The following is a 12,876-nucleotide window of genomic DNA, read 5'->3' on the forward strand; positions in this document are numbered from 1 at the left end:
TTAAAATGTATGGGGGGGAAGCCAGCACTGCCATCTTCATCTTGTTCAGCTCCTATATCCTGTGCAGACCTGCGGGCTTCGTTCAGGTCCTGTATCCTATGCTGACCCGCCCGGCGCTGCTCATCTCCAGAACGCTGCTTTTATTCGCGCTGTCCTGGCCTCCGGCTGCCTCCCGGGCCCCACTCATAATCTCTTTGTATCTCAACATATTCCCAACTGAGCCCTGGGGGATGGGATCCTTCCACCAGGCAGAGGAGTCGAACTCATTGCTGTTATCTTCAGCAAGATAGGCATGACCTTCATCCACCAGTCTCCTGTTCACCGGTGGCCATATTGGGCGGTACCGGGAATCCATGAGGTAGATGACGCAGACCAACTGGCCCCATTCATTGCGCCCCTCGTTGCTGCTGTCATCGATATCGATATAAACGGTCTGGTTCTTCAGCAACAACTCAGCAGCCTTTTGGGCTGCCTTTCCCTCCGCAGTCACTGTTGAGGGGGCGAGGATGTCTGCCAGCCTGATGCTGTCCACGCCTCTAGTCCTGGGATCACTGATCTGCATCTCAATTCCCAACGAGTCAGCGCTGATCACGCTCACTACTCGCCCCACTGCCTCATCGGGAACGGCCTGTGCACCGGGATTGAGCCCCCCTAAGATCACCAGTATCATGATCGAAAGCATTATCGATCTCATACTCATTGCTGCCTCGAAAGGATTTCAGATCGTGTTTTAATTGTAGTGAGAATGATCTGCATCTCTCTATAAGATTATTGCCATCCTCTGATCGATCTGTTGGCATACAACCCCCTCGATAAGATATAAAAAGGCAGATCAGCTCTAAAGATCCCAGCTTTGTGCTCTTCCTGGCCAGCCACAGGATAGAGGACAGAAGGCATATTGGGATTTCTCCGATGCTGTTATCACTCCTTCATCCTCAGCCCTCTTAGCATACGACTCGAACCATCACAGGTATAAAGGAGAAATCCTCTTCCCCACAGCATAAGACGATATAAGGGAAAGGATGATTCAGGAGCAATAAAATCCAGGAGTAATAAGATGACAATCAAGGTAAGCATAGCGACATTTAACCTCATGAGCCTGGATGACCGCCCGGATAGAAACCCAAGCCTTGATGAACGCATACCAATTCTAAGGCCTCAACTCATTCGGTTGAATGCAGATATCCTCTGTCTGCAGGAGATCTGCGCCCAGCATGAGCGTAATGGGAAGGATCGCCTGCGGGCACTGGACCGCCTCCTTGAAGGAACTCCTTATGAGAGCTTCAATAGGGCCTCGACTGTGGACAAGGATGGAAATTACCTCGGCCACCATAATCTGGTCACCCTCAGCCGCTATGATATCATGGAGCAGCATCAGTATCAGCATGAGTATGCCCCCTCACCCAGCTACAAGAAGGTCACCGCCCTGCCCGAGGAGATGGAGGCAAGGGAGATCTCCTGGGAGAGGCCGATTCTTCACGCCAAGGTCAGGCTGCCCAATGGAGCTGTGCTGGATGTGATCAACCTGCATCTCAAATCCCGCCGCCCGACCAATATACAGGGCCATAAGTTGAGCGAGAGGACCTGGAAGACGGCTTTTGGCTGGGCGGAAGGGGTCTTCATATCCAGCATGAAACGCATCGGACAGGCCCTTGAGACCCGCATTCTGATCGACAACCTATTCGATGACAATCGTTGTGCTCTCATAGCCGTATGCGGGGATTTCAATGAGGAGCTTGATGAGGTCTCTATAGAGGCCATCCGGGGTGACGTGGAGAATACGGGGAACATCGACCTGGCCATGAGGGTTATGGTTCCCACAGAGAGGAATATTCCGGAGCCTGCACGATACTCTCTTCTGCATAATGGCAAAGGCAAGATGCTCGATCATATTCTGGTCTCAAGAACGATGCTCGCCTTCTTCAAGGGATCTGAGGTGCACAACGAGCTGCTGCATGATGAATCCATAGTATTCGCTCCCAGGATCTTCTTTCCCGAGTCAGACCATGCCCCGGTGATTGCCCGCTTTGAGCTGCCGGAATCTGATATTAAGTGGTCCACTACAACCAGCATCCTGAAGGGGAAGAGAGGAAGAGAAAAGAGCCATCGTTCAAGATATAAATAAAGGACAATATGAGCAAAAAGAGCTGTGGGATTCTGCCATTCAGGTTTAGAGATGGCCGGCTTGAGGTCATGCTGGTTCATCCTGGGGGACCCTTTTGGGCGGGAAAGGACGATGCCGCCTGGTCCATCTCCAAAGGACTCGCCGAGGGGGGTGAAAGCCTGCTGGAGGCAGCAAAGAGGGAGTTTAGAGAAGAGACGGGCTTTGATATTGAGGGGGAGTTCATAGAGCTGGGAGGGATAAAGCAGCCCAGCGGAAAGGTCATCTTTGCCTGGGCGGTGAAAAAGGATCTGGATGAGATGAAGGCGGTGAGCAATAAGTTCTCCATGGAGTGGCCGAGGAGATCGGGGATGATGCGAGAGTTTCCTGAGATAGATAGAGCTGGTTGGTTTGATATTGCGTCCGCCCGAAAAAAGATCCACAAAGGTCAGCAGGGCTTCATTGATCGGCTGATATCTATCATCTCGATAGGGCGCTTTTGACCTTTGCCACCAGCTCTTCTTTCACTGCGCTCCTGCGATCTCCTCCGCAGACGATGCCCCGCACGCCGATGATATCCGGCTGCAGGCGAGTGAGAGCCGGCAGATGAGAGAATCCGATGCTTCCCGCCAGGGCAACCTCCAGATCGAGGGAGTGGCCCAGCTTTATGAAATCCGCCAAATCCCCTTCATTCATGAAGTCGAATGTCGGCCTGCCATCCTTTATTGCTGTGTCCATCATCACCACATCGGCTCCTGCCTGGAGAGCAGCAGCGGGCAGGAGCATGGGTGATATGCTTCCCGCTCGAGAGTAGTCTGAATAGCCTGATGCTACCACCTTTTTCCCTGGATCGAGCTCTTTGACTGCCCGCACAATGGCATTCAGCATCTCCTCAGCCTGCTCTTGGGTCTTCACCCCCAGGAGGCCCGCTTTGACGTAGTCTGCACCAGAGGAGGCTGCACCCAGAGCGGCCAGGCTTGCCGTCCCCGGCTTGAATTCCAGATCGCCTATGGTCGCGCTCACAGGCACTCTGCCCGCTGCCAGCTCTGCGACTGAGCGGATAACCCAGGGAAAGTTCGCACCCAGGGATCCTTCTTTGGGGTTCTTCACATCCAGGATATCAGCGCCGCCTGCGAGAGCCGCTTGCGCCTCTTCCATGTTCATGGGGCTGACCAATAATCTCATATTCTCTCAATCCCGATAGGGCAAATGTGCAGTGCATCTTCGTCTTCGATATACTTAATGGTGCTGTTGTCCATGCCCTGCGGGGAGAGCGCAGCCGCTATAAGCCTGTTGCTTCCTTCAGCCAGGTCACAGACTCCTCTGACCCCCTGCAGATTCTGGACGAACTCCGGCCGGCACGGGTTTATGTGGCCGACCTGGACCGGATCATGGGCCGGGGAGATAACCTCTCTCTTATCAGTGAGATCTCAATCAGGACGAGGACGATCGCGGATATTGGTGCCTCCAAGCTGAGCGATCTGGCCTCTCTTCCCTCATCTGTTATTCCCGTTCTGGGGACGGAGACGGCCTCGCTTTCCCTGATGGAGGAGCTCTCCGGCCAGAGGAGGATGATCGCCAGCCTGGATATGGCAAACCACAGGGTTCTGTCAAGGGATGAAGCTCTTGCCGATTGCAGCCCATTCGAGGTCCTGGAGGAGCTGAACCATCTCGATCTGGAGGAGATCATAATCCTGGAACTGAACCGGGTTGGAACCTCCGCAGGCCTGGATGAAGCATTCCTGAAAAAGGCGGCAGGGATCAGCAGCCATCCTCTGATCCTGGGAGGGGGGGTTAAGGATGAGGGCGATCTGCTGACTTTAGAGGAGATAGGCTTTGCCGGGGCTCTGGTGGCCACGGCAGTCCATAACGGGAAGATTCCGCTCAAGTGGATACATTGAGAGAGCAGTCGTTCTTTGCCCTCCCCCGTTAGAGGCAATGAGGAAATGAATAAATTTTTGTACTTTGAAACACATATTTAAAAATTAATATCAAACCGTCATTAATATCAGACTATCTAAAATTCTATTGGCTCATCCCAGAAAGAGGCCAGTGGTATCAACGGGAGGATATAAAATGAAATATGAAATAGAGTTAGTGGCAGGGCTAATATTTGGAGCAATTATTCTAGCATCCACAGCCAATTGTATCTCCATTTCAGTATCCAGCGATGGTGGAGGGTTTACAGAGGTCATAGATGCTGGATATGATGACAGAGTCTTCGGCAGGACTGTAATTGGATCGAATAGGCTTTCCAATATCATTGAAGGCGGGGGAAGTCTAAAGGAGACCCATTCAGTATCGAATACAGCAGGAGCTACTGCAGAGGTGGGCGTCAACATCAGCCAGGCGGAGTGGTTCTCATACAGCTATAACCTCTGGCCGGGAGAGGGCTCTTCCTGGAAAGCATCCCAGTACCCCCATGTCGCAGCCAGTGAGGCATTGGAGGTCTCAAATGCCAATTATATCCGGGCTTATGCAGATGCCTTCAACTCAAATGGATACAGCGCAAGTGTGAGCATCGAGCTCTCCGATCCAGCAAAAAAGGCATCATTGGCTGAATATCGCAATCTGGCCATGGCCTCCAAGGACGAAGTATTTGCTTCACAGACGGCGGATAGCGTATTCTCACTGGATGGAGAAATCCAGTTTGATGCACAGGCCGGCCTTCTTCAGATGAAGCCGTTGCCCGCGAGCTTCAGAGAGGATCTATCCACAGCAAGCATGAAGATAGATCGTGGCGCAGCAGAGGGATACTCAGATCTAGCTTCAGCCTCCTCCCAGGGCATGACGGCATCCCAGCACGTGGATAGAGCAATGGGCGAATTGATCCAGACGAGATCGGAGGCTTCGTCCCTGGCTGCCTCTCTCTCTCAAAGCCTCAAGGCAGCGGATTCCAGGATCAACACCAGGATAGAGGGCAACCTGACCGGATATGCTGCTAGTGCTGAGAGTCTGGATGGCGTTGTACAGACGGATAAGAAGGGCCATATCATTGGATCCTTTATCAGCACTGCAGTTGCTGGCAAGGAGAGAAAGAGCAGGACATCCAACTACGGCACTGAGTACGACTTTGTCATGCATGCCAGAAGGAATGCTTCCACGTCTTATGCCAATGGATTCCTGGGCTATTATGTCGGCAATGGCAGACCGATTGATAACGTCAGCCCCACCGGTAATCGCATCCAGGGAGCTGTAGATGCTTCCGAATCAGGCGACACCATCAATATCGCTCCCGGCACCTACTTCGAGAATGTGAAGGTAGATAAATCTCTGGATATCAAAGGCGCGGGTGCTGATAAGACCATTGTGGATGGCAGAACGGACACCAGTGGAAGTTATCAAGATATGTTGCGATCGCCTAAATCGGTCTTCATCGTGGGCAGAGAAGATCCCCAGGTAGATGTCAGCATCTTTGGAGTCACCGTTCAGGGAGGTTCTGGCACCTTCACCGATATCGGCTGGGACGCTGTGCGGAGTGGCGGTGGAATTCTCAATTTCGCCACATTAGAGCTTGATGAAGTTGCCGTTTCAGATAACAATGCTTTGTATGGTGGAGGAATTGCCAATATCGATGGGACATTGAGCCTGAAGAACAACAGTAATATCAACAACAACCTCGCATTACAAGAAGGGGGCGGAATCTTCAATTCAGGCTCTGGAACAGTGAGTCTTTTTGATAACAGTCATATCAGCGACAATATAGCAATCCATCGTGGTGGAGGGATCCTTAACAGCTGGCAGGGGTATGGAAATTGTGCAGTCAACCTGTATGATAACAGCTACATCAGCGGCAATGAAGCATTATATGAGGGCGGCGGGATTTATAACTACGATTATGGGACTGTTAGCCTGAATAATAATAGCCATATCAGTGGCAATGATGCAGTCCACCGTGGTGGAGGAGTTGCCAGTAGCTGGCATGGCTTGCTTAGCTTGAATGATGATAGCTATATCTCAGGCAATGCTGCATATGAAGGAGGAGGAGTCTTCAGCGGCTCATATAGCCAGGTGAACTTGAATAAAAACAGTTATATATCCGGAAATTCTGCACACAGTGGCAGCGGAATTTTCTCACATACTAATAGCACAATAGAATTGAATGATCAAAGCCGCATCAGTGGCAATATAGCAGAGAACGGGGGCGGAGTGTGGAGCTCTGACCACAGCACGGTGAGCCTGAATGACCACAGCTCCATAAGCGGAAACGGGGCTACCTATGGTGGTGGAATCTATAACTATTACGGCAGCACAGTGAGGCTGAGCGGACAGAGCAATGTAGCTGAAAATGTCGCAACCTATGGTGCTGGAGTCTACAATCTCGACAACAGCACAGTGGACCTGCTCGAGAACGGCTGCATTAGCAACAACTCGGCGGTCTGGGGTGGAGGAATCCACAGCAGCTCCTATAGTGCTGTTAATTTGTCTGGCAGCAGCTCTATTAGGGGTAATACAGCATATAAAGGCGGTGGAATGTTGAACATCAACTCCAGCATAGTGAGCCTGAATGATGATAGCCATATCGTCGACAATACAGCATATGAAGGCAGCGGAATCTGGAGTTCAGACCTCAGCGCAGTGAGCTTGAGTGATTACAGCTCTATAAGCGGCAATATAGCAAAGGATCATGGCGGCGGGATCTATAATGGCGATTACAGCACTGTGAACCTGAATGATCACAGCTCTATAAGCGGCAATGAAGCAGCCTGGGGCGGCGGGATCTACAATCGTTATTACAGCATGGTGAGTCTGGATGATCACAGCTCTATAAGCGGCAATGAAGCAGCCAACGGCGGCGGGATCTACAATTACTATTACAGCACGGTGAACCTGAATGATCACAGCTCTATAAGCGGCAATACAGCAAAGGACTATGGCGGCGGGATCTACAATCGCTATTACAGCATGGTGAGTCTGAATGATAACAGCTCTGTCAGCGGCAATACAGCAAAGGACTATGGCGGCGGGATCTATAATGACGATTACGGCGCAGTGAGCCTCCTTGGACAGAGCAATATAGCTCACAACATTGCAGGCTTTGGTGGTGGAATCTATAATTGCGGAGAGAGCTTGAACCTGTTTGATAACGGCCACATATACAACAATACGGCATCAATGGGAGGAGGAATATACAACAGTTGCAAAGTGAACCTGTTTGATAACGGCCACATATACAACAATACGGCATCAACGGGAGGAGGAATATACAACAGTTACATCTTGAAAAGGGCCAAGTGAACCTGTTTGATAACGGCCACATAAACACCAATATAGCATCAATGGGAGGAGGAATCTACAACAGTTACAAAAGCACAGTGAACCTGGTCAGCGGCTCTATAGAGCACAACATAGCCACATCGCCATCACTGTCAGGAGGAGGAATCTACAACCAGGGAATACTTTGGGGCAATCTGGATATAGTACGCAACAACTGGCCAGATCAGATTGCATAATCTCAGTTGACTGGCTTTCTGTATTACAGTTGCTGCCTCAAAATGGGAAGTCTCTCTTCCCAACTTTTAACTGGTAGGATCGGAAAGGACGAAGCGAGAAGTCCACATCCTTTGGGGTGGGGATGACAGTGGAGTCCTTCCTCTGGTTTCGATATAAGCTATTTACCCCTCTCCTAAAATCTATTTTATCTTAGGGCTTCATTCGAGCTGAATTCAAATTTAACTTACAAATTTAGAATATTTTTTTGATTAAACTCGGGGGAATGTTCAAAATACGAATTCAAGTAGCTATGAAAACTTTTAAGTAATTTGGACACCTAATATCAGGTTGCACAACCAAAGGAGGTTGGATATTATGTTGTCTCCCTTAATTCCTGATATCAGGCATCCAAAATGGATTATAGTCGTCAAATTACTTGAGATTATCGCTTCTCCAAGAGCTAATAAAATCGCGGGTAGATTAAAAATATATGACAAAGATAAATTTTTATTGTCAATCAAAGTCTTAATCCTATCGGATCTATTTGAAAGGGATATTTCAAGGCTTGTTTCCGAAATAAATGAAAATATTGCCTTAAAGAGGCTTTTAGGGATTAATTCAAAGGTAAAAGCAAATGAAATATACAAAATGCAGTCAAATCTTGATTATGAATTGATTTTCACGTTTTTAAAAGATTATTTCAGCCTAGAAAGAGATTGAGGGATAAAAAGGTAGAAACAGTAATTATTGACACTAGTTCTATCGCTATCGACCTTAATTTGTGGAGAAACCGATATAGAATTGGTAAGGGAGATAAAGAATATAAATATTCATATGGTCCATCTATAGGATATTATGTCGGATTTAAGTTGATTTTGGCAATAAATCAGGATAATGAGATCCTGGGGTTTGAAATTTTCAAAACTCGCCCAATGACTCTAAAATGCTTATCCCTTTCCTCGATAAGCTATATCGCTCCAGAATTATCAAATCGGAAGATATAATCATCTGTGATAAGGGTTTTACGTCAAAAAACAATTATCAGACTATCATCAATAGATTTAATATCGTTCCGATCATATATCCCAGGAAAAACACAAATTTAGAGAAGATAATTCATAACCTAAATCCACCTTTGGATTTGTTTTTTTGTAAAAAATATAATTTGGCCATTTGGAAACGCTGTAGTTGCTTTCAAAAAACTAATCTATGAATGGGAGAGTTTCAAGATAATAAGGTCGAATATTGAAGATTTCTTTAATATAGCTAAGAATTTTCTAGGAATGAACCGAAACCATCAATATACGAAGGTTAGCATCGAAAGAGGGTTGCCCGAATAATTTTCTTGACCCAAACGTTGATTTGTTTGTTGGATGATCTAAATATTGATAAAAGGGCCATACCATATTGGTGATCTTGGGAGAGGGGTAAAGCTATTAAATGAAATCCGTATTTTAGCCGCTGCTCTTTATGAAGATATTCCATGAATTCCAAGAGTGGCCCATCGACGAAGAGCAATCTCGCCGGCAATATGCCTTCATCTGGGCTGAACTCACTGTAGTTGATCTTCTTATCAGTGATTATTTCTACATCTATCATCCTGAGCTCAACCGCTCTGAAATAATCAGAGATCAAAGGGAGAGCAGCGCTTTTGCTTTTCTTATCTCTTCTGCAATTGCATCCTTTCTCTCAATAACCCCCCGCCACTCAAAAAAGTCTTGAGGGTCTCCCATCTCTCCGCTCTCAAATGTACAGAAGGCGGTTGAGGATCTCTATCGCCTCTCGCGGATCTCTCGCTTTCATCGTTCCTGCTATATCCCAGCTCTCCAGGCTGATGACAGGTCTGTTCATCTTCAGGGCCAGGGCGATCTCAGAGAGAGTGCCATATCCGCCGGGCAGAGCGATGACCGCATCTGAGCTTCTCACAATTATGGCATTCCTGGCGTGCCCCATACCGGTGGCGATTTTTATGCCCACATGGGGATTGGCATCTCCTCTCTCTCCGGGCAGAATTCCCACCACAGTTCCTCCCGCCTCAGCCGATCCCCGGCATGCCGCCTCCATCCCACCACCCAGGCCACCGCAAAGGAGGGTGTGCCCCTCTTCTGCCAGGAGCCTGCCCAGCTCCTCTGCCATCTCCCGAACGTGAAGGCTGCATTCTCCGCCACCCACTACTGCTATCTGCATTCTGACTCTTCCCTGGATTTCAGTCCGCTCATTTATCTCATTTGCTGCTCCTGCCCCGCCGGACGGGCTGCCTGTGCCGGTCTGATATGAAAGATGAGACATAGCCCTCTTAAATCTATCTGTCCCATGTGCTCCGGCCAGCCTGCAGAATCTTCAGCATCCCCGGCATTTATTATATGCAGCCCAAACGTATAAATATAATTAGGTACTAGTGTGATCGGAATCCGATGGATTCAGGGGGTAAGACAATGAAGATAAAAGGGTTTGCATTGCCTTTAGTTTTGGCAGCTCTGATAATGCCTGCCATCGCTCAGGCGCCTTTTGGCTATGGCGGGGTGGATATTCTGGGAAGGAATGGAGGAATATTTGAATCGGAAGCTTCAGCCTTGAAATTCCCGGATTATGCAGATGTCAATATGGACATTCTGAATATCGGAAATGATCGGGCTTTGGCCATTGGTCCAGGGATAGATCCCATTGCCACCAACAATCTGCTGATCAAGAAGAATCAGGATTCAGGAGATTGCGAATGCTGTTACGGGCGCCCGCCGATAAATGGCAGCACAGGATCTAACTGTATGGATTGCTGCTATAAGGTCAATATCGATCAGATCAATGTTGGCAACCGGGACGCCATTGCATTCGGACTGTCTGAGGCCACCAATAACGTCAAGATCGTTGCCAATCAGCAGTGACGGGCCAGATCCAATAATACATAGCCCAATAAATAGACGAATATACCCCCATTCCCTCTGGGGCGGTGGGAGGAGACACCTTTTTTTAATTCTTTGCTCTCTGCAGTACAATACAATTGCCACAAAAAGGTTTGGCTAGGTCCCCCCCTTACATCCGCTCCATATGCCCGCAAACTCCTCACCCGGCAAAGGCCGGTCAGCCCTCATCCCGGTAGCCGGTGGTGACGTTCTCGAAGAGCTCTCTTAATCTGCCCGCAATCTCCGGGGAAAGCCTTCTTTCAACTGCATCCAGGAAAATCTCCGCACATTGTGGAGCAATACAAAGCAGGCATTCTGAGCCGTCCATGGCCCGCTCTGCCAGATACTTGAGATCCTTATCAGAGAGCTTCTCCAACCGGGACAGGAAGTCATCCCTGTCGCTGATATAGTACCTGGAGATGGATGCCAGCAAGCTGCCCGCTTCCCCCTTTTCAGTCTCCTCTGCCCGGGGTTTGATCAGCTTTTTCAGTATGTGGATATCCTTTCGGTTGAGCTTTTTCATCCTTCATCACCCAGCATCATCTATTATTGCCCCTTTTCCTTAAATCCCTATTCCATGGAAGATGAGATATTTTCGATGCTCTTCTCTTCAAAGATCCATCTATCTGATCCCGGATGCCTGCTGGATCGTTCTGATCGTCTGACAAGATCTATAAGTTATTAGATCCATAATCCTTATTGTATGGCAGGAGTCCTGCATATAAAAACAGATCCTTGCGCCAGGCTAATGCCTCTGGTTCTCTTAGCAGCTGCTCTTGCTATGAGCATCGCCTCGGCAGAAAGGCTGGATGCTGATTCATTTGCCAGCAGCCCCATCAAAACCTATGGCTATCGGATCATTAATTCTTATCCCCATGATCCATCTGCTTTCACCCAGGGCCTGGTCTATGACAATGGCGTATTCTATGAGGGGACAGGCCTGTACGGCCAGTCCAGCCTCCGCCGGGTCGATATCCAGAGCGGAAGGGTTATGGATATGGCTCGGCTGGAGGATGAGTTCTTTGCCGAGGGCATAACCATCTGGGAGGAGAGCATAATCCAGCTCACCTGGCAGTCCTTTAAGGGCTTTGTCTGGGATAAAGAGAATCTGAGCCGAACGGGAAGCTTCATCTACCAGACTGAGGGCTGGGGGCTGACCTCAGATGGTGAGAGGCTGATCATGAGCGATGGCTCTGATCTCCTTCATCTTCTCGATCCAAACGATTTCTCACTGCTGGGAAGCATAAGGGTAACGGCAAACGGAGAGCCTGTCAGGGGGCTGAATGAGTTGGAGTACGTAAATGGCATGATCTATGCCAACCTCTGGCCCAGCAACTGGATTGCAATCATATCCCTGGATACAGGCATAGTGACTGCAAGGATAAACCTCTCCTCCATCCTGGATGAGGCAGGCATCCAGAAGAAGAAGGTTGACGTATTGAATGGCATAGCCTATGATCCAATAGATGACCGGCTCTTTGTTACTGGAAAGCTCTGGCCCAGGCTATTTCAGATCGAGCTGGTAGATCTTTCAGATCGAGCTGGTAGAGGATGAGAAAAGAGAATTAAAAAAAAGCTTAAGCTATTGCACTCCAAAAAAAATGTTCTGCGGCCGCAAGGCCGCATCAGGCTCTAGTACTGGATCAGGTCCTTCCAGGGATCGACATAAACGGTTGCTACCGGTACAGGAGCTGTGGTCACATCATAGCTAGCAATGATCCTTCCCGCAGCATCCTTCAGGGTCACGATATTATCGATCCAGAGAGGCTCAGTGCTGTTGGTATAGATGTCAGTGGCCGTCCCGTCGCCTGTTCCCTCATGAACCTTGATTGATTTGCCATCCTCCAGGACAAGCACAGGGAAGATGAAGGTTGTAGTCCCCGCCGATTCCAAGGACCAGGCAGTCAGGTTCCACTCCCCAACAGCCTCATTGGTCACCTGGACATACCTGTCCTCTGGGGTATCAATTACCTTGGTGATGGTCACCTTCACCGAGGGCGTGGGCACACCAGAATCCCGGCTGAATACAGCAGCCTGGTCTGCGGATGTGGTCACATCGGAATAGCCCCCCGGAAGCCCTTTGCCCAAGGTGGCGGAGGTGCCGGCGACAAACTTGGAGAGCTGCTTGAACCTTGATACCGGTTCAGTCACCGCAGGGACCTCTGTCACCGGCGGCTCTACAACAGCCTCATCTGTAACAACCTCATCTGCAACAGCTCCAGCCTGGGCCTCTGTGACATTGATGGGCTCAATGGCGGCCACAGCGGTGATGTTGGTCATATTTGTGACATTGGTGACGTTCGTGAGATTGGTGATGTTAGTGATATTCGTATCTGCAGGGGCAGCAACCTCTGCTGCATCTTGAGCGATGACCAGCCCGGCAGAGAATGCCACCATCATCGATAGTATCAACATGCCTGTACACTTCATATTCATACCTCA

14 protein-coding genes and 1 pseudogene are annotated in these 12,876 nt (G+C 49.2%); 9 read left to right on the top strand and 6 right to left on the bottom strand.

What is annotated here, in order from left to right; genetic code table 11:
• Window positions 1–82: 82 nt before the first annotated feature.
• Window positions 83–694: a thermonuclease family protein gene (locus tag IPI63_RS01005; RefSeq protein WP_214080395.1), complete on the bottom strand. Its 612-nt coding sequence runs from the start codon at window positions 692–694 to the stop codon at window positions 83–85.
• A 363-nt stretch (window positions 695–1,057) separates the two neighbouring features.
• Between IPI63_RS01005 and IPI63_RS01010 the strand changes: the two genes are divergently transcribed.
• Together IPI63_RS01010 and IPI63_RS01015 are read left to right on the top strand one after the other, a co-directional pair.
• On the top strand, window positions 1,058–2,125 hold the full coding sequence (locus tag IPI63_RS01010) for an endonuclease/exonuclease/phosphatase family protein (protein ID WP_292476124.1): 1,068 nt from the start codon (window positions 1,058–1,060) through the stop codon (window positions 2,123–2,125).
• Between the two features lie 8 nt (window positions 2,126–2,133).
• A complete protein-coding gene (locus IPI63_RS01015; RefSeq protein ID WP_214064803.1) occupies window positions 2,134–2,604 on the top strand; it encodes an NUDIX domain-containing protein in 471 nt (156 codons plus the stop codon).
• Here IPI63_RS01015 and IPI63_RS01020 read toward each other — a convergent pair.
• The gene (locus tag IPI63_RS01020; RefSeq protein WP_214064801.1) at window positions 2,582–3,286 is read right to left on the bottom strand and encodes a (5-formylfuran-3-yl)methyl phosphate synthase; all 705 of its coding nucleotides are present in this window, start codon (window positions 3,284–3,286) and stop codon (window positions 2,582–2,584) included. The two genes, IPI63_RS01015 and IPI63_RS01020, sit on opposite strands and share 23 nt — an antisense overlap.
• A 26-nt stretch (window positions 3,287–3,312) precedes the next feature.
• On the opposite strand from IPI63_RS01020, the gene IPI63_RS01025 reads away from it, so the two are divergent.
• From IPI63_RS01025 to IPI63_RS12820, 5 genes and pseudogenes are all read left to right on the top strand, one after another.
• Window positions 3,313–4,002, top strand: coding sequence for a HisA/HisF-related TIM barrel protein (locus IPI63_RS01025; protein ID WP_214064800.1), 690 nt, complete (start codon window positions 3,313–3,315; stop codon window positions 4,000–4,002).
• A 175-nt stretch (window positions 4,003–4,177) separates the two neighbouring features.
• The gene (locus IPI63_RS01030) at window positions 4,178–7,339 is read left to right on the top strand and encodes a hypothetical protein (RefSeq protein WP_292476129.1); all 3,162 of its coding nucleotides are present in this window, start codon (window positions 4,178–4,180) and stop codon (window positions 7,337–7,339) included.
• The gene (locus IPI63_RS01035) at window positions 7,336–7,554 is read left to right on the top strand and encodes a hypothetical protein (RefSeq protein ID WP_292476131.1); all 219 of its coding nucleotides are present in this window, start codon (window positions 7,336–7,338) and stop codon (window positions 7,552–7,554) included. Before IPI63_RS01030 ends, IPI63_RS01035 begins: the two co-directional genes overlap by 4 nt.
• Window positions 7,555–7,909: 355 nt before the next feature.
• Complete coding sequence (locus IPI63_RS01040) at window positions 7,910–8,254, top strand: hypothetical protein (RefSeq protein WP_292476132.1); 345 nt, start codon at window positions 7,910–7,912, stop codon at window positions 8,252–8,254.
• A gap of 214 nt (window positions 8,255–8,468) precedes the next feature.
• Window positions 8,469–8,747 (top strand): annotated as a pseudogene (locus IPI63_RS12820) (transposase); the annotation flags it as partial.
• A 98-nt stretch (window positions 8,748–8,845) separates the two neighbouring features.
• Here the strand turns inward: IPI63_RS12820 and IPI63_RS01045 are convergent.
• Together IPI63_RS01045 and IPI63_RS01050 are read right to left on the bottom strand one after the other, a co-directional pair.
• Window positions 8,846–9,169, bottom strand: coding sequence for a hypothetical protein (locus IPI63_RS01045; RefSeq protein ID WP_292476134.1), 324 nt, complete (start codon window positions 9,167–9,169; stop codon window positions 8,846–8,848).
• A gap of 108 nt (window positions 9,170–9,277) precedes the next feature.
• Window positions 9,278–9,823, bottom strand: a complete 546-nt coding sequence (locus tag IPI63_RS01050; protein WP_292476135.1) for a TIGR00725 family protein — start codon at window positions 9,821–9,823, stop codon at window positions 9,278–9,280.
• 146 nt (window positions 9,824–9,969) lie between these two features.
• Between IPI63_RS01050 and IPI63_RS01055 the strand changes: the two genes are divergently transcribed.
• The gene (locus IPI63_RS01055) at window positions 9,970–10,416 is read left to right on the top strand and encodes a hypothetical protein (RefSeq protein ID WP_214066341.1); all 447 of its coding nucleotides are present in this window, start codon (window positions 9,970–9,972) and stop codon (window positions 10,414–10,416) included.
• A 196-nt stretch (window positions 10,417–10,612) separates the two neighbouring features.
• Here the strand turns inward: IPI63_RS01055 and IPI63_RS01060 are convergent, their stop codons facing one another.
• On the bottom strand, window positions 10,613–10,957 hold the full coding sequence (locus tag IPI63_RS01060; protein WP_214066342.1) for a hypothetical protein: 345 nt from the start codon (window positions 10,955–10,957) through the stop codon (window positions 10,613–10,615).
• Window positions 10,958–11,137: 180 nt separating this feature from the next.
• Here IPI63_RS01060 and IPI63_RS01065 point away from each other — a divergent pair, with 180 nt between their 5' ends.
• Window positions 11,138–11,989 (top strand): glutaminyl-peptide cyclotransferase, encoded by an 852-nt coding sequence (locus tag IPI63_RS01065; protein ID WP_292476139.1) that lies wholly within the window; start codon window positions 11,138–11,140, stop codon window positions 11,987–11,989.
• 77 nt (window positions 11,990–12,066) lie between these two features.
• On the opposite strand, the gene IPI63_RS01070 is transcribed toward IPI63_RS01065, so the two are convergent.
• Window positions 12,067–12,870, bottom strand: a complete 804-nt coding sequence (locus IPI63_RS01070; RefSeq protein ID WP_292476141.1) for a lamin tail domain-containing protein — start codon at window positions 12,868–12,870, stop codon at window positions 12,067–12,069.
• Between the last annotated feature and the right edge of the window lie 6 nt (window positions 12,871–12,876).

This window comes from Methanothrix sp. (genome assembly GCF_016706325.1).
GTDB lineage: Archaea > Halobacteriota > Methanosarcinia > Methanotrichales > Methanotrichaceae > Methanothrix.

Bases quoted from the DNA above. Each gene is read 5' to 3' on its own strand.
- IPI63_RS01005 (WP_214080395.1), bottom strand. From the start codon at position 694: ATGAGATCGATAATGCTTTCGATCATGATACTGGTGATCTTAGGGGGG.
- IPI63_RS01040 (WP_292476132.1), top strand. From the start codon at position 7,910: ATGTTGTCTCCCTTAATTCCTGATATCAGGCATCCAAAATGGATTATA.
- IPI63_RS01065 (WP_292476139.1), top strand. From the start codon at position 11,138: ATGGCAGGAGTCCTGCATATAAAAACAGATCCTTGCGCCAGGCTAATG.
- IPI63_RS01015 (WP_214064803.1), top strand. From the start codon at position 2,134: ATGAGCAAAAAGAGCTGTGGGATTCTGCCATTCAGGTTTAGAGATGGC.
- IPI63_RS01010 (WP_292476124.1), top strand. From the start codon at position 1,058: ATGACAATCAAGGTAAGCATAGCGACATTTAACCTCATGAGCCTGGAT.
- IPI63_RS01030 (WP_292476129.1), top strand. From the start codon at position 4,178: ATGAAATATGAAATAGAGTTAGTGGCAGGGCTAATATTTGGAGCAATT.
- IPI63_RS01055 (WP_214066341.1), top strand. From the start codon at position 9,970: ATGAAGATAAAAGGGTTTGCATTGCCTTTAGTTTTGGCAGCTCTGATA.
- IPI63_RS01050 (WP_292476135.1), bottom strand. From the start codon at position 9,823: ATGTCTCATCTTTCATATCAGACCGGCACAGGCAGCCCGTCCGGCGGG.
- IPI63_RS01060 (WP_214066342.1), bottom strand. From the start codon at position 10,957: ATGAAAAAGCTCAACCGAAAGGATATCCACATACTGAAAAAGCTGATC.
- IPI63_RS01020 (WP_214064801.1), bottom strand. From the start codon at position 3,286: ATGAGATTATTGGTCAGCCCCATGAACATGGAAGAGGCGCAAGCGGCT.
- IPI63_RS01070 (WP_292476141.1), bottom strand. From the start codon at position 12,870: ATGAATATGAAGTGTACAGGCATGTTGATACTATCGATGATGGTGGCA.